At 34.2% G+C, this 16,627-nt stretch carries 13 protein-coding genes; 9 read left to right on the top strand and 4 right to left on the bottom strand.

The window, feature by feature from the left end:
* Positions 1-113: 113 nt before the first annotated feature.
* A complete protein-coding gene (locus ACNFIH_RS03460) occupies positions 114-908 on the top strand; it encodes a hypothetical protein (protein ID WP_426485510.1) in 795 nt (264 codons plus the stop codon).
* 157 nt (positions 909-1,065) lie between these two features.
* On the opposite strand, the gene ACNFIH_RS03455 is transcribed toward ACNFIH_RS03460, so the two are convergent.
* Both ACNFIH_RS03455 and ACNFIH_RS03450 read right to left on the bottom strand, forming a co-directional pair.
* Positions 1,066-1,326, bottom strand: a complete 261-nt coding sequence (locus ACNFIH_RS03455) for a SemiSWEET family sugar transporter (protein ID WP_142449199.1) — start codon at positions 1,324-1,326, stop codon at positions 1,066-1,068.
* Between the two features lie 46 nt (positions 1,327-1,372).
* A complete protein-coding gene (locus ACNFIH_RS03450) occupies positions 1,373-2,221 on the bottom strand; it encodes an SDR family oxidoreductase (RefSeq protein WP_426485509.1) in 849 nt (282 codons plus the stop codon).
* 287 nt (positions 2,222-2,508) lie between these two features.
* On the opposite strand from ACNFIH_RS03450, the gene ACNFIH_RS03445 reads away from it, so the two are divergent.
* The 5 genes from ACNFIH_RS03445 to ACNFIH_RS03425 all read left to right on the top strand — a co-directional run bounded on the left by ACNFIH_RS03445 (position 2,509) and on the right by ACNFIH_RS03425 (position 9,152).
* Complete coding sequence (locus ACNFIH_RS03445) at positions 2,509-3,723, top strand: hybrid sensor histidine kinase/response regulator (protein ID WP_426485508.1); 1,215 nt, start codon at positions 2,509-2,511, stop codon at positions 3,721-3,723.
* The gene (locus tag ACNFIH_RS03440; RefSeq protein WP_426485507.1) at positions 3,716-7,306 is read left to right on the top strand and encodes a response regulator; all 3,591 of its coding nucleotides are present in this window, start codon (positions 3,716-3,718) and stop codon (positions 7,304-7,306) included. The genes ACNFIH_RS03445 and ACNFIH_RS03440 overlap by 8 nt, the downstream gene beginning before the upstream one ends.
* Before the next feature lie 94 nt (positions 7,307-7,400).
* Positions 7,401-7,766, top strand: a complete 366-nt coding sequence (locus tag ACNFIH_RS03435) for a response regulator (RefSeq protein ID WP_426485506.1) — start codon at positions 7,401-7,403, stop codon at positions 7,764-7,766.
* Positions 7,767-7,773: 7 nt separating this feature from the next.
* Positions 7,774-8,583: a CheR family methyltransferase gene (locus ACNFIH_RS03430; RefSeq protein WP_426485505.1), complete on the top strand. Its 810-nt coding sequence runs from the start codon at positions 7,774-7,776 to the stop codon at positions 8,581-8,583.
* Positions 8,565-9,152, top strand: a complete 588-nt coding sequence (locus ACNFIH_RS03425; protein ID WP_035644639.1) for a chemotaxis protein CheB — start codon at positions 8,565-8,567, stop codon at positions 9,150-9,152. The genes ACNFIH_RS03430 and ACNFIH_RS03425 overlap by 19 nt, the downstream gene beginning before the upstream one ends.
* Positions 9,153-9,479: 327 nt before the next feature.
* On the opposite strand, the gene ACNFIH_RS03420 is transcribed toward ACNFIH_RS03425, so the two are convergent.
* Complete coding sequence (locus ACNFIH_RS03420) at positions 9,480-10,256, bottom strand: porin family protein (protein ID WP_426485504.1); 777 nt, start codon at positions 10,254-10,256, stop codon at positions 9,480-9,482.
* 12 nt (positions 10,257-10,268) lie between these two features.
* Complete coding sequence (locus ACNFIH_RS03415) at positions 10,269-11,390, bottom strand: hypothetical protein (RefSeq protein ID WP_426485503.1); 1,122 nt, start codon at positions 11,388-11,390, stop codon at positions 10,269-10,271.
* A gap of 296 nt (positions 11,391-11,686) precedes the next feature.
* On the opposite strand from ACNFIH_RS03415, the gene ACNFIH_RS03410 reads away from it, so the two are divergent.
* The 3 genes from ACNFIH_RS03410 to ACNFIH_RS03400 all read left to right on the top strand — a co-directional run bounded on the left by ACNFIH_RS03410 (position 11,687) and on the right by ACNFIH_RS03400 (position 16,626).
* Positions 11,687-12,010, top strand: coding sequence for a DUF6660 family protein (locus ACNFIH_RS03410; protein ID WP_035644632.1), 324 nt, complete (start codon positions 11,687-11,689; stop codon positions 12,008-12,010).
* A 105-nt stretch (positions 12,011-12,115) separates the two neighbouring features.
* The gene (locus ACNFIH_RS03405; RefSeq protein ID WP_426485502.1) at positions 12,116-15,235 is read left to right on the top strand and encodes an efflux RND transporter permease subunit; all 3,120 of its coding nucleotides are present in this window, start codon (positions 12,116-12,118) and stop codon (positions 15,233-15,235) included.
* A gap of 152 nt (positions 15,236-15,387) precedes the next feature.
* Positions 15,388-16,626: a TolC family protein gene (locus tag ACNFIH_RS03400; RefSeq protein ID WP_426485501.1), complete on the top strand. Its 1,239-nt coding sequence runs from the start codon at positions 15,388-15,390 to the stop codon at positions 16,624-16,626.
* Position 16,627 lies beyond the last annotated feature (1 nt).

Below are 16,627 nucleotides of genomic sequence, written 5' to 3'. Positions count from 1 at the left end.
AGAGTTTGATTTGCAATTAGTACGAAATTTGAATTATAGAAAATGAGAATTGTTATTCAATTAATTTTTATAAAACTAATCAAGTATTGACTACTTTGTAAAACCGAACTAAAATGAAAAAACTATACTTAAACAATGGTGAATTTGATACTGTTTTTAATGATCTTAAAGATAGTTTTAATGGTACGTTGAGTGCTAACGATAATAATTATAATTTAGATATTCAGTCAAAATGGACTAAAGGTTCTATAAAAGGCACTCGCTTTGATAATAAGATTTTGTTTATGCACTTTGACTTGGTTTTTCACCAGGATGTAAGTTTGAGTATAGAAGCATTCCAGTCGGCGCCAGTATTTTTTGTGTACTGCGAAAACGGAAATGTATGCCACAGTTTTGGTTCAAATGGAGAAAAGAAAGTTCTGCATAAAAATCAATCGGCAGTTTTAAACAATTCTTCTGTTATAAATAGTGTTTTATACTTTGAGAGTCATAAACGCATCCAATTTACTTTATTGGGAATGCCAACAATGGACAATAAAAATGTGCCATTAGTATCTCAGGTAAAACAGCATTTTACAAATGATTCCGGAAATTACATTTACATTGGAAAAGAAAACTCGCGGATTTCAAAAAAGATTGAGCAATTTAAAACAATGCCGGAAAAAGGAATTGTAGGCACACTTCTTAAAAAAAGCATTCTGAGCCATATCGTAGAAATGGAGATCGAACAACATGCTTTTAATTATTTAAAAACAGTAGAACCAATTGTGGATATAGCCATAAAACGAATTAACGAAATCAAACGAATTTCGGCTATGAGTTTTTCTGATGTAATGGCTTCTGTAAAACTTTTTAGAGCCAAACATCATTGGTCATTTAAACTTTATAACCAGAAATTAGCTAGCTAGCAAGCATTATATATTTTATCTTGAGATACTAAGATGCTATCCCGATAGCTATCGGGACTGAGATGCCAAGTTTTTAACTTGGCATCTCAGTTTTTTTGTAAGATTCTAAGCTAAAAAAACTTAGTCCCTTAGTATCTTAGTCCCTTAGTATCTTAGATCACTCTTTTTCATAGTAAATTATAAAATAGATCATCACTAAATTCAGGAATAAGGAAACACTATTGGTTATTATGATAGGAAGATCTTCTTTCAAAATTCCATAGATAATCCAGACAATGATTCCAAAAGTCAAAATTCCAAAAGTCTTAAGCGAAATATCCTTTACTTTCTTAGTTTTCCAAACTTTTAAAATCTGCGGAATTGTCGATACTGTAATGCAGGTTCCAGCAAATAATCCTATGATGTCTATGTAGCTCATTTTTTAAGGTTCTGAGGTGCTAAGATGCTGAGGTGCTAAGATTTTTTTAACCTCCAACTAATTCCCCGCCATTAATATGAATAAATTGTCCTGTAATATAGCTGCTGTCCGCGCAGGCTAAAAACACATAGGCTGGTGCAACTTCTGAGGGTTGCCCGGCTCTTCCCATCGGATTATCTTTTCCGAAATCAGATAGTTTGTCGAAACTCGCTACAATCAACGGTGTCCAGATAGGACCTGGCGCAACGCCGTTGACCCTGATTTTTCTTTTTGCAAGCATAGCCGAAAGTGATTTGGTAAAACTTACAATAGCGCCTTTTGTACTGGCATAATCTACTAAATGTTCGCTGCCTCGGTAAGCCGTTACGGAGCTTGTATTGATAATAGTGTCATTTTCATTTAGAAATGGCAACACCGCTTTTGTTATATAGAAATACGGATATATATTAGTTTCAAATGTTTTTTGAAGCTGTGCAGCAGTGATTTTTTCTAATTCGTTTTGCGGATATTGAACCGCAGCATTATTAACCAAAACATTTATTTTTTTAAATGAGCTGATGCATTTTTTAACGGCACTTTTACAGAATTTTTCCTCTTTTAAATCACCGCTTATCAAAAGACATTGCTGTCCTTCTTTTTCGACTAATTCTTTTGTAAGTAGCGCATCTTTATCTTCTTTTAAATAAACAATTGCAATGTTGGCGCCTTCTCTTGCAAAATGAACAGCAACGCTTCTTCCTATTCCGCTGTCACCACCCGTAATAAAAGCAACTTTTCCGAGAAGTTTACCGCTTCCAGTATAATTTTCCCGAATGATTTCAGGCTCTGGATGCATTAAATATTCATTTCCGGGAAGTTCCTGTTTTTGTTCAGGAAATGTTTTTCTCTTTTCCATATTAATTTCATTTAAAACAATTCAATTCTAATTTAAATCGTTTTATATAAATGAATTGACCTAAAGAATTTTTTGATTGCCTCAATAAATGATTTTATATTATTTCAATCAAGACATGGGAATTATATAACGAATTAGATTTCTGATGAAATATAATTTTAACTTTTCTTTATAAATTTGAAAGTTGCGCCAAAGCTGTTCAAAATAGGATCAGATGTTTTGAACTCGTTGCTTGAATGCATTCAAACCAAAACATTTTAATTTCATAACACTTTTACCCCTAACAGATGGTATTAATTGTAGACGATATAAAGGCAAATATTATTGCCTTAAAAAAAACATTAGAGCTGCATAATATTGATGTCGATTCTGCCGAATCTGGGGAAGAAGCACTGAGGAAAATTTTAAAGACAAATTACTGCCTCATTATTATGGATGTTCAGATGCCGGGACTTGACGGCTTTGAAGTAGTGAAAATTCTCTCCGGAAATAAACGTACAAAAGATATTCCTGTTATATTCCTTTCGGCTTTAAACATTGAAAAAAAATACATTTTTAAAGGGTACGAAACCGGTGCAGTTGAATATATCACAAAGCCTGTAGATACTGATTTGCTGATGCTAAAAGTGAAAACTTTTATCAAAATTTACGAACAACAAAACGAATTAAAAGGCATTAAAGATCTTCTTTCAAAAGAAATAAAAATTACAAAGGAAGCGCAGGATAATCTTGAAATTAAAATTGCCGAAAGAACAAAAGAACTGGTTTTAAAAAATGAAGAATTGGAGATGAAAAACCACGAATTGCAGCAATTTGCCTGGGTGGTTTCGCACGATTTAAATGAACCAATTCGGAAAATTCAGATTTTCATAAAAATCATCAAAGATCTTTATTTGACAACCGATGCAAAAGCAATCGATTATGTTGACCGAACGATAAAATCGGCAGAGCGAATGCAGACTTTGATTACCGATCTTTTGGCTTATTCGCGATTATCGGCACAAGTTAAACCAGAAACTACAGATCTTAATGTGGTTTTACAGGAAGTGCTATCGGATTTTGATTATTTAATTGACCGAAAAAACGCGACGGTCAAAACCTCTGAACTTCCAACTATAGATAGTATTCCAAGCCAATTGCGACAGGTTTTTCAAAATCTGATCGGGAATGCGATAAAATTCTCCGGCGCAAATGAGCCGCCTTTAATTGAAATTACTTCGGAATTTATTGCCGAAAAATCATTTGATAGTCCAACTTCTCCCGATGGAAAGTTTTGCCGCATTATTGTAAAAGACAACGGAATTGGTTTTGATGAAATTTATCTGGATCGCATATTTATCATTTTCCAAAGCCTGAATGATCGTCAAACTTATGAAGGAACCGGAATTGGACTTGCAATTGCGAAAAAAATCATAGAAAAACACAACGGATTAATCACTGCTAAAAGCGAAGTAGGCAAAGGCGCAAGCTTTATTATTGTACTTCCTTTAAAATATGAATAAAACAGTATCAACAAATATGAAGAATAATTTTAAAAGAAATCTGCTAATCAGTTCTTTAGTTTCGTTACTAGTACTTACAATCAGCTCTGTTGCTTCGTTTATCAGCATTAAAAGTTTATTGCACAGCAATTTTTGGGTCAATCATACTCAGGAAGTTATTTATAATTTAAACGAAGGTTCAGCAATTATCACAGAAGCACAAACCAGTATGCGCGGTTATTTGATCACGGGTGACGAACAGTTTGTGGACCGATACAATGAATCTGAAGCTAAATCGAACAGTTATTTTGACAAATTAGACGAACTTACTGTTGATAATACTTCGCAGCAAAAACAATTGAAAGAATTACGAGTAATGCGCGCTAATTTTTTTAAATATTTAAACAATCAGATAGTCAAAAAACGTCTTGGAAAAAATACTGCCGTTTTCGATTTAAATGAAGGCAGAAAGATGATGAACGATCTACGGGCCGTAATTAAGAAAGTCGAAGCTACTGAACAAGGACTTTTAGCAGAACGCAATGCCAATTCAGAACGATACGGGAATTACAGTTTAATGTTGATTATCACTGCTTTTTTTATCGCCTTTATTATTTCAATTGTTTTCCTGATCAGAATTCTGAAAGATTTCAACGAACGTACTGCTTTACAACTTGAATTAGAGAAGAAAGACTTGGAAACAGCGGAGCGAATTGATGCAATCAGTACTATTGCTAATAATATTTCGAACGGAAATTATGATATTCGTGTAGATGATACAAAAGCGGATGCGCTGGGAAGCTTAGGTGAATCGCTTAATATAATGGGTATTAATCTGAAAAATTCATTTGATTTATTATCGCAAAAAGAATGGCTTCAAACTGGAATTGCAGAATTGAATAATGCAATGTTAGGCGAAAAACCATTGCAGAAATTATCAAAAGATATTATAGAATTTTTATGTAATTATACCAACAGCAGTGCAGGTGTTATGTATGTGATTGACGGAGATGAACTTGCCGTTGCTGCTGGTTATAGTTATATACCAAGTAAAAATAGAGAACGCATAAAAAAAGGAGAAGGACTTATTGGTCAGGCTGTTACTTCTGGCAAAATGTTAGAATTAAAAACGTTAACACCAGATGATATTCAAATTAATTATGCTTTAGGACAAATTAAGCCAACTCATATTGTAGCATTGCCATTGTATGATAATAAAATTGAAGGTGCAGTTGAACTTGCTAGTATTTACGGATACTCAGAACTGCATTTAGAGTTTTTGAAAACCGTTACAAACAACATCGGGATTGCGATACGATCAACTCAAAACAGAAGAAGAGTACTGGAATTGCTTGAAGAAACCAAAGCACAATCTGAAGAGTTACAGCAACAACACAGTGAATTGGAAGCAATTAATGCAGAATTGGAAGCGCAAACCGAAAAACTTCAGGCATCTGAAGAAGAATTAAGAGTGCAACAAGAAGAATTGGAACAGACCAATGAAGAATTGTCGGAAAGAAGCGTTTTATTGGAAGAAAAAAACAATGAAATTCAGAAAAAATCGGAAGCTCTGGAACTTACAACACGATATAAATCAGAGTTTTTAGCCAATATGTCGCATGAATTAAGAACTCCGTTAAACTCCATTCTGCTTTTAAGCCGATTATTATCTGAAAATAATAATCAAAGCATGAATAAGGAAGAAATTGAATTTGCAAAAGTGATTCAGAGTTCAGGAAACAGTTTATTGGGCTTGATTGATGAAATTCTGGATTTATCTAAAATCGAGGCCGGAAAAATGGAACTGGAATTTTTAGATGTTTCGACTAAAGAAATTACAGATTCGCTTTGGAACTTATTTAATCTGGTTGCCAAAGAAAAAGGAATTGAATTTGAAATTATTGCGAAAGAAGCACCAATTGTCATCAAAACAGATAAGATGCGTTTGGAGCAAATTTTGAAAAACCTAATTTCAAACGCCATTAAATTTACCGAAAAAGGAAAAGTTAGTCTGGAAATAAAAGTCAATACAGATGATGAAAAAATCATTTGTTTCATTGTGAAAGATACCGGAATAGGAATTCCAATAGAGAAACAACCTCTAGTTTTTGAAGCTTTCCAGCAAGCAGATGGCTCAACAAAACGTAAATATGGCGGAACTGGTTTAGGGCTTTCTATAAGTAGAGAATTGGCAAAATTGCTTCGAGGAGAAATTATCCTGCACAGTAAAGTTAATGAAGGAAGTTCGTTTACATTGTGTCTGCCCGTTTTTGGAGCAGCATACAATAAAGTAAATGTAGAGAAAATACCTCCAACGGATTTTACAGAAGTTGAGCCTGAAGAAGAAGCTCCGGCTAAAAAATACATAAGTCTTGTAATTCCTGATGAAATCGACGATGACCGAAATTCAATTAAAGAAGACGATAAGGTGATTTTAATAGTGGAAGACGATGTTAATTTTGCGAAGTCACTTTTGGCTTTTACACGTCAAAAAGGATACAAAGGAGTTGTTACCGTTCGTGGTGACTATGCATTGAATTTTACAATTCTTTATAAGCCAGTTGGTATTTTGTTGGATATTGAACTTCCGGTAAAAAGCGGTTGGGAGGTTTTGGAAGAATTAAAAAACCACGCCGAAACAAAACATATTCCGGTGCATATTATGTCGTCGCACAAATTAAAACAGGAAAGTTTGCTAAAAGGTGCAGTTGATTTCTTAGATAAACCTGTCGCTTTTGAAAAAATTCCAGACGTGTTTTTGCGAATCGAACATATCATCAATAAAGAAGCGCAAAAGGTTTTAATTATTGAAGATAACCCAAAACATGCCAAAGCTTTAGCTTATTTCTTAGAAACTTATAATATTAATTCAGAGATAAAAAGCGAAGTCTCTGAAGGTCTTCAGGCTTTAAATAAAACTGAGGTTGATTGTGTAATTCTGGATATGGGAATTCCAGATAAACAAGCTTATCAGATTTTGGATGGTGTAAAGAAAAATCCAGGTCTGGAGAATTTACCAGTAATTGTTTTTACAGGAAAAAGTTTATCACTTAAAGAAGAAGTAAAAATCAAGAAATATGCCGATTCGATTATTGTAAAAACGGCACATTCGTATCAAAGAATGTTGGATGAGGTTTCTCTTTTTCTGCATTTGGTTGAAGACAAAAAAGAAGGAAAAGACCAAAAAGAAGGGTATAAAAAACTAAATTTACTGAATAACGTTCTGCACGATAAAAAAGTGCTGATTGTTGACGATGATGTTCGAAATATTTATTCGCTTACAAAAGCTTTAGAAGTATTTAAAATGAATATTATTACGGCTTTTGACGGAAAAGAAGCTATCAAAATATTAAATGAAAATTCAGATACGGATGTTGTTTTATTAGATATGATGATGCCGAATATGGATGGTTACGAAACAGCAGAAAAAATTAGGTCAAATCCTAAATTTTTGAATTTGCCGCTAATTGCCGTAACTGCAAAAGCTATGACAGGAGACAGAGAAAAATGTATTAAAGCAGGAGCATCAGATTATATTACAAAACCAGTTGATGTTGATCAGCTGTTGTCATTATTGCGTGTTTGGTTGTATGATAAAGTTTAAAAAAAGTTATGCCACAGATTAAAAGATTATATAAGATTTTGATTTAAAAAAAAACATTTAATCAGTGTAATCAGTGGCAAAAAAAAAATATAATATGAGTAAAAAACGACTTTTAATTGTTGATGACGATTCCAGAAATATCTTCGCATTAGAACATACTTTGCGTGTCAAATCATACGATTGTTTGTCTTGTACAAGTGCCGAAGAAGCTTTAAAACTGCTAAAATCAGATGAAAAGGTTGATGCGGTTTTATTGGATATGATGATGCCGGAAATGGATGGTTATGATGCAATTCCGTTAATAAAAGCGATTCCGTCAAGAGCATCTATTTTTGTTATTGCGGTAACAGCTCAGGCAATGACGGGTGATAAAGAAAAGTGTTTAGAGGCTGGGGCAGATGATTATATTTCAAAACCAGTTGATGTTGATAAGTTACTGCTTGTTTTAAGCAAAATTTGAACGAAATATGATTGAGGATATTGAATTAGAGCTGCTTATCAATGAAGTTTACGAATACTATGGTTTTGATTTTGGAAGTTATTCCAGAGCTTCACTAAAACGTCGTGTAAACCGGATTTTTCATTTGGATGGTTTTAAGCATTTTCATGAATTTCTTTCAAAAGTTCGTTCAGATCCGGAATATTATAAAAGAATGGTCGACGAAATTACGGTGAATGTAACCGAGATGTTTCGTGACCCCGCATTTTATAATGTTTTGCGAAAACAAATTCTTCCTTTATTAGGAACAAAACCTTTTATTAGATTATGGCATGCCGGCTGTTCTACAGGCGAAGAAGTGTATTCGATGGCGATTATGCTGAAAGAAGCCGGGCTTCTGCATAAATCTTTAATTTATGCAACCGATATAAATGCAACGGTTCTAGAAACAGCCAAAAAAGGAATTTTCCCGCTCCGAATGATGAAAGAGTATTCGCAAAACTATCGTGATTCAGGAGGTCAGGAGGATTTTTCAAGTTATTATACGGCCAATTATGGTATCGCAAAATTTAATAGCGATTTAGGAGAGAAGATGGTTTTTTCACAACACAATCTCGTTTCAGATACTTCATTTAATGAATTTGATATGATTTTGTGCCGAAATGTTTTGATCTATTTTGATGCCGATTTGCAAAAACGTGTAATTAATTTGTTTGATGAAAGTTTGGCTGTTTTAGGCTTCTTGGCCTTAGGAACTAAAGAAACTATAAAATATTCTATTGCTCCAAATAAATACAAACAATTGGATAAAGATAAAATATGGAGGAAATTAAAATAATATCAGATTGTAAAGTAGTGATCATTGGAGGATCTGCGGGAAGTCTGAATGCTTTAATGCAGATTTTGCCGGAGCTTATAAAACTCAATGATTTTGCACTTGTACTTGTTCTTCACAGAAAAAGTACAGATGAAGAGACTTTAGAAGATTTAATTACACTGAAATCAAATATAAAAGTAAAGCCCGTTGAAGATAAAACACCACTTTTGCCTGGGTTTATTTATATCGCGCCATCCAATTATCATTTGCTGTTTGAAAAAGAAGGAATTCTGGCTTTAGATACTTCAGAAAAAATAAACTACAGCCGTCCGAGTATTGATGTTTCTTTTGAATCGGCGGCAGAAATTTATGGATCTTCCTTAATTGCCATTTTATTATCGGGTTCAAATTCAGATGGAACAGAAGGTTTAAAAGCGATTAAAGCAGCAGGCGGAATAATTGCGGTTCAAAATCCTCTTTCAGCCGAAATGCCTTTTATGCCTAATAACGCCATTTTATACACAAATCCTGATTTCATTTTAAATACTCAGGAAATACTTCATTTTATTGCTTCAATAAATACAAAATAGACCAGAGTCTGAGTTAGATTATTTTGTTTTTTTATCCCGTTAGGGATTAAATATTGGTAGAAATTAGTTTTACCTCACACCCATTTGTCACGTAGGGACTACATTTTGCATAAATTCAAATAAAAATGGCATTAAACATATAGTCCCTACGGGACAAAATAAAACTGGGATATTTTTTTTCTACCAATATTTAATCCCTAGCGGGACAAAAAAATAGTCCGAATGAATTTTTACAAGTTTAATCAAATTTGTTAGCAAGCTTGTAAGTATTATTTGCATATTTATAGACACCTACAAGGTTTTGGAAACCTTTCAGGAATTTATGTCTTAATTTTTCGGCGCTGGTTTTTCATCTTCAGGAAGAATAACTTTATTTAATTCAGCTTCTTCTGCGGCTCTTTTTTTAGCGGCTTTTCCTTTTCCAATTGGTAATCCAGCCGTAATATACCAAGATCTGTTATATTGATTATTTGGTCCGTCGCCTTTCATTACAGTTACAAGGCCATAATAGTACTGAACAGTAAAATTAAGTCCGTTTCCAACATTTAAATGATATCCAAGACCTGCAGCAAGCCCAGCATCAATAACGTGAATTTGATCGCGGATATTTCTTTTGTAGATTACATCATCTTTTTCATATTCAGTTTTGAATTCATCAAAGGCTTTCGCCAATAAACCAAACTGAGGTCCGGCTTTAACATAAATATTGTTTTTGAATTGATATTTGATTAAAATCGGAACATTAAAATAACGTATTTCTCGGTTCACACTTCCTCCGGCAAAAGTATTGTCTAAATTTACATCGCCAGTAGGATAAACCGGAATTCCCTGCGCACCCATAGGAGATTTTACGATTACACCAGTATTAATCATCCAGGCAGGATTTTTTCTTGATCTAAGGTCAAAATAAAATCCAAGATTAAAACCAGGATTCGTTCCTGAAGAATCCATATTTGAAATCGTAGAAAAATTAACGCCACCTTCTAAACCAAATTCCAAAAACTCAGAGTTCAGTTTGTCTCCAAAAATCAAGGAAATTAAAACTTGTGACCGTGCCGATGAAATGATGAAAAAAGTGAAGACGATTAATAAAATCTTTTTCATAAAATGGATGAATTACAGTCCAAAACGATATTGAAGACTTCCCAGAACTTGAGTTCGGGTTCCTAAAAAACCACATTCTGCACGAAACATAAAATGTTTGTTGAATTGAAATTGCGACCCAATAATAAAGTTCCACATATCTTTTGGTCTTTTTTGAAGTGAATACTGTACAGATGAATCTCCGGCTGTGCTCAATGCTCCGTCGAGAGTTGCAAGGAAAGTTCCTGCTCTATCTAAAGCTCTGTCGGCAGTATTATGTTTGGCTATATTAACAGGATTTTTTTGTTCAGCTGGGCTCAAGCTGTCCCACCAATTATCTACTTTTGTTTGGTTTTCGGATACTTTTTGAAGTCCGCTATCTACTTTCGCCTGAGCGCTGCTTAAATCAATAAAATCAGACAAAGGCAAATCTCCGTTAGTATCACCAGAAATATGAACTCTGAAACCTCCAACCCAAACTGCAATATTTTGTTCTGGTTTATTGAATTTAAATGTTTTTCCTAATCTCGGTCCAAAAACATAAGAAAATGCAGGTTTATCAAGCGAACTGATATCAGTCCAGGCCATATTCATATCAAGTGCCAGCCAGCCTCCACCAATACCAATTGTTGGCGTCATACCAATACCAAAAGTCGTAGCATCAAAATTTGCTTTGGTGCTGAAATTTGCAATTTCAGACCAGTTATTATCGGCATCGGGAACCCAAATACCGGCATTAATTTTTGTGGAAGTATTAGCTTTTCCAAAAATTCCATAAATATTTAAGAAGGGAAGCAACCAAATATCAGGTCTAACGGTCAAAGCGCCAGCTTCTACAGTAGATTTATCGAATCGTACAATTTCGTCTAAATTATAAAGCGGACCGTGATTAAAGCCAACTTCCAGATTATTAATTACAATCTCAGATTCTTGCCAAAAATAATTAACAGAAACTCCAGCAGAATAAGGAAGTTTATATCCTTTTTGGGCTACTTTTTCACCCCAGATTGGCAAAGCATAAGGGTATTTTTCGACAGCTAGACTGTCTTTTAATTCTTCATTTTTTTTTCCTACAATTTTGTCGGTGTAAACCTGCCCGAAAATTTGTATGCTAAATAATAATAAAAAGGCTGATATTAATGTTTTACATTTCATTGATTAGAGTGTTTTAATGTTAATTAATAAACTTCGAAAAATAAATATGCACTAATAATTATGGGGTAATCTTTTTATCTGCTATACTAGTGTAGGTTTTTAATTATGCTTAAGGCTTCATAATGTGTTAATTAATGTTAAAGTTAACGAAATTTTCTTACCTCTTGCAAAATTTCTTAATAAAGTATCAATTCGCTTAAAAAATAAGTTAACAGTTCTTAAAAGCTGGTTTGTTGTTTTTACATTTATCAATATCAATAATTTATATTTTTAAAAAATAATAGTATTTTTACAACATGAAATGGATTACAGTATTATTATCAATTTATTTGATAGCACTTTCAAGTATGCCTTGTGCAGATATGGAAGTGAATAGTGCTGCGCATAAAACAGCTCAGTTTTCTTCTGAGGCAAATCATTCTCACGATAAAGACAACGATTTATGCTCACCATTTTGTGCCTGTAACTGCTGTGGAGCTCAGGTCTTAAATTATCAAAATGTTGCAGTTTTTGAGTTTCCTTCAGAAAATCATCTTATTTCAATTCCTTTACCAAGTTATAATTCTGTTTTTGCTTCCAATTTCTATGGAAGTATTTGGCAACCCCCTCAGATAGCATAATGATGCCTGACCTAGTTTAAATTAGGATCAGGATAGAGAGTTGCGAACCTTCCGCACATTTCGGGCAATATTCTGCCTAATTTCTCATATCATTATATTATTCAAATGCTAGATAAAATCATTCAATTTAGTATAAAGAACAAATTCGTTATACTATTATTTACCCTTGTGCTCATTGCATGGGGAAGTTATTCGCTTAAAAAATTGCCACTTGATGCCTTGCCAGACGTGACCAACAATCAGGTGCAAATTATCACTACAGCGCCAACTTTGGCGAGTCAGGAAGTGGAACAATTAATTACTTATCCTTTGGAAAGAGCTGTAAAAACAGTTCCGAATGTAATCGAACTCCGCAGTATCTCCCGTTTCGGATTATCAGTTGTAACTGTTGTTTTTGAAGACGATGTAGATATTTACTGGGCTCGTGAACAGATATTTCAACGTTTAAAACAAGCCGAAGAAAATATTCCGGATTATGTAAATTCTCCGGAATTAGCGCCTATTTCTACAGGTTTGGGCGAAATTTATCAATATGACGTTTATGCCAAAAAAGGCTACGAAAACAAATACAGCGCCATCGAATTACGAACAATTCAGGATTGGATTATTATTCCGCAATTGCAAGGTGTTCGTGGTGTAGCTGAGGTAAGTGCGTGGGGCGGAAAATTAAAACAATACGAAATCGCCGTAAACCCAAATATGCTCAATAGTTTAGGCGTTACCATTACCGAAATTTTTGATGCTTTAGAAAAAAACAATCAAAATACAGGTGGCGCTTATATTGAAAAAGATCAATATACCTACTTTATTCGTGGAGTAGGAATGGCAAAAGGCATAAAAGATCTTGAGAATGTTGTGGTAAAAAACCGAAACGGATCACCCGTTTTAGTGCGTAATGTAGCTGAGGTGCGTGAAGGAGTGGCATTGCGATATGGCGCTTCTACAAAAGACGGAAAAGGAGAAATTGTTTCAGGTATGGTTTTAATGTTGAAAGGAGAAAACTCTAGTGCAGTTGTGAACCGTGTTCATGAAAAAATGGCTCAGATAAACAAAAGTCTACCGGAAGGAGTTGTTGCCGAAGCTTTTATAGACAGAGGAAAACTCGTGGATAATTCAATCAAAACTGTTGCAAAGAATTTATTAGAAGGAGCTTTAATCGTCATTTTTGTACTGATTTTATTTTTAGGAAATCTTCGCGCCGGATTGATAGTTGCCTCTGTAATTCCGTTAGCGATGTTGTTTGCTGTTATTCTGATGAATGCTTTTGGCCTAAGCGGGAATTTGATGAGTTTAGGCGCAATAGATTTCGGAATCATTGTCGATGGCGCCGTAATCATTGTCGAAGCCACAATGCATCATCTTCAGAAATTGAAAAACAAAAAAGAATTAACGCAGGAAGAAATGGATTCCGAAGTATATAATTCGGCTTCAAAAATCAGGAATAGTGCCGCTTTTGGAGAAATAATCATTTTAATCGTTTATCTGCCGATTCTTGCTTTAATTGGAACTGAAGGGAAAATGTTTAAGCCAATGGCAATGACAGTTGGTTTTGCTATTATTGGGGCGTTTATTCTTTCGCTGACTTACATTCCAATGATGAGTGCTTTGTTTTTATCTAAAAAAACAGATCATAAAGAAAATATTAGTGATCGAATGATTGCCTGGTTAGAAAATAAATATACGCCTTTGTTAAATAAAGCTTTGGAATTTAAAAAAGTGGTGCTTTCTATCGCTTTAGGATTGTTTGCTTTGGCATTTATTATTTTCCAAAATATGGGAGGCGAATTTATTCCAACAATCGAAGAAGGTGATTTAGCTATAAATGCCACAATTATGACCGGAAGTTCGCTCACGCAGATGGTCGAAACTACTACAAAATTTGAACAGATTTTAAAAGCTAAATTCCCTGAAATCAAAACGATTGTAACCAAAATAGGAAGCGGCGAAATTCCAACCGATCCAATGCCAATTGAAAGTGGCGATTTAATTATTGTTTTAAAAGACAAAAAAGAATGGAAAGGCAAATATCATAATTGGGAAGAATTGGCGAATGCGATGAAAGAAGAAATGGAAGTAATTCCTGGTGCCAATATTGAGATTTCACAGCCAATCCAAATGCGTTTTAACGAATTAATGACCGGAAGCCGATCGGATATTGCCATTAAAATTTTTGGTGACGATTTGGATATTCTGGATTCGAAAGCAACAGAATTGATTTCGAAAATCAAAAACATTGAAGGAATTGGCGATTTAAAAGCAGATAAAGTCACAGGATTGCCTCAAATTACAATTAAATACGATTACAATAAAATTGCGCTTTACGGATTGAATATTTCAGATATCAATCAAATCATTCGTTCGTCATTTGCTGGCGAAAGCGCCGGAAAAATTTATGAAGAAAGCAAAAGATTTGATGTTGTCGTAAGAATGAATGAAGACAATCGCGGTGATATTACAGATGTAAGCAATTTGTTTATTCCGCTTCCAAATGGCCAGCAAGTACCGCTTTCTCAAGTGGCTTCGGTTGAATACGAACAAGGTCCGGTGCAGGTTATCCGCGAAGACGGAAAACGAAGAATTACAGTTGGACTTAATGTGAGAGGAAGAGATATAAAAAGTGTCGTTGAAGAAATCCAGTTAAAATTGGATAAAAATTTTAAACTTCCCGCAGGTTATTACGTAACATACAGCGGTCAATTTGAAAATTTAATTGAAGCTTCGAAAAGACTTTCTGTCGCGCTGCCAATTGCTCTGGGATTGATTTTAGTTTTACTCTATTTTACTTTCAAAAGCGTAAAACAAGCGTTGCTGATTTTTAGTGCCATTCCATTATCAGCGATCGGAGGTGTTTTTGCGCTTTCGCTGCGAGGAATGCCGTTTAGCATTTCAGCCGGAATTGGTTTTATTGCTTTATTCGGAATTGCGGTTTTAAATGGAATCGTGCTGATTTCGTATTTCAATCAATTAAAAACAGAAGGAATTTTAGATCCGTTACAACGTGTTTTAATCGGAACCAAAACAAGATTAAGACCGGTTTTAATGACAGCTTCTGTAGCTTCATTAGGATTTTTGCCAATGGCATTGTCAACAAGCGGCGGGGCAGAAGTACAAAAACCATTAGCAACCGTGGTTATTGGTGGATTAATCTCGGCAACTTTATTAACCTTGATCGTTTTGCCGATTTTTTATTTAATGCTGGAGAAATTTAACCGCAGAGATAATTAGTAAATGAGAAAATTTGATAATTAGATAATTTATTACTGCGTGTAGAAGATAAATTTCTCTCGCAGATTTGGCAGATTGAGCATATTTTTTTTGATTCTTTTTAAATCAATCCGCCTAATCTGCGCAATCTGCGAGAGACAAAAAATATAAAAATGAAAAATTCAATTTATAAAATACAGAAAAAACTTTGCTCCCGATGGCTATCGGGATTGCGGTTAAGCATGTTCCTACTGGTAAGTTCCACTATTTCAGCACAGCAATCTATAAGTCTTGAAAAAGCAATAGAACTCGCAAAATCAAACAACATCGACTTAAAAATTGCAGATAAAGAAATCGAAAAACAAACGGTTTTGAAAAAAGCAGCTTTTCAGCCAGATCCACTGCAAGTACAATATCAAGGCGGGCAATTCAATAGTGCCGATTATGATCATAACGTTTCAGTACAACAATTTTTTCCTTTAGGAAATATTACAAAAGCCAATCGGCAATTACAGGAAGAGTTGGCAAAATTGGCTGAAAAAAGAAAAGCTTTGTCTTCTTATGAAATTGAAAAAGCGGTGACTTTGGCGTATTATCAATATTTGTATGGCGTTTCGATTCAGAAATTGAACGCTGAACTGAATGAGATTTATACCAAATTCCTTAAGAATGCTGAACTTCGTTTTAAAACCGGAGAAAGCGGAAATATTGAAGTAATTAGTGCAAAAGCCAAAGTAAAAGAAATTGAAACGCAGAAAGCACAATTAGAATATGATTTGGCGATTTATCAAAAACAATTGCAGTTTTTTATTCAGACGAATGAAAATATTGTTCCCGACCAAAATACAGCATTGCAATATACCTTCATAGAAAATCAACAAACCACAAAAGCAGAAACTTTAGTAACGGATTTGTATCAACAACAGATTTCAGTTTATCAAAAAGAAGCTCAAACCTTTAAAGCTCTAAGAACACCAAAAGTTGGTTTAGGTTATTTTGCTCAAACCATTAATACAGAATCTCTTTTTCAGGGTTTTACAGCAGGATTACAGATTCCGCTTTTTGGAGGTGTGAATACAACGAAAGCCAAAGCGGCAGAAATCAGCATTTCCCAATCACAATTGGCTTTAGACAAAAATAAAATGATACTGAATCTGCAAAGAGATGAATTGCAGAACAATTTCGAAAAGCAGCAGAAAAATTTAGCTTATTTTAAGAGTGAAGGCTCGCAATACGCCAATCAGATTATTGAAACGGCGCAGAAAAGTTATGCTAATGGCGATATGAGTTATTGGTCGTATATCAGTTTTTTAAATCAGGCAATTGATATTAAAAAACAATTTGCAGAGGCTACGCACAGCTATAATCAAAGTGCGATTGAACTTCAATTCCCAACCATCAAAAACAATTAAA

The organism is Flavobacterium sp. 2 (genome assembly GCF_049949195.1).
GTDB lineage: Bacteria > Bacteroidota > Bacteroidia > Flavobacteriales > Flavobacteriaceae > Flavobacterium.
Note: the sequence above shows the minus strand (reverse complement) of the source record. Positions and strands in the feature narration are given on the sequence as shown.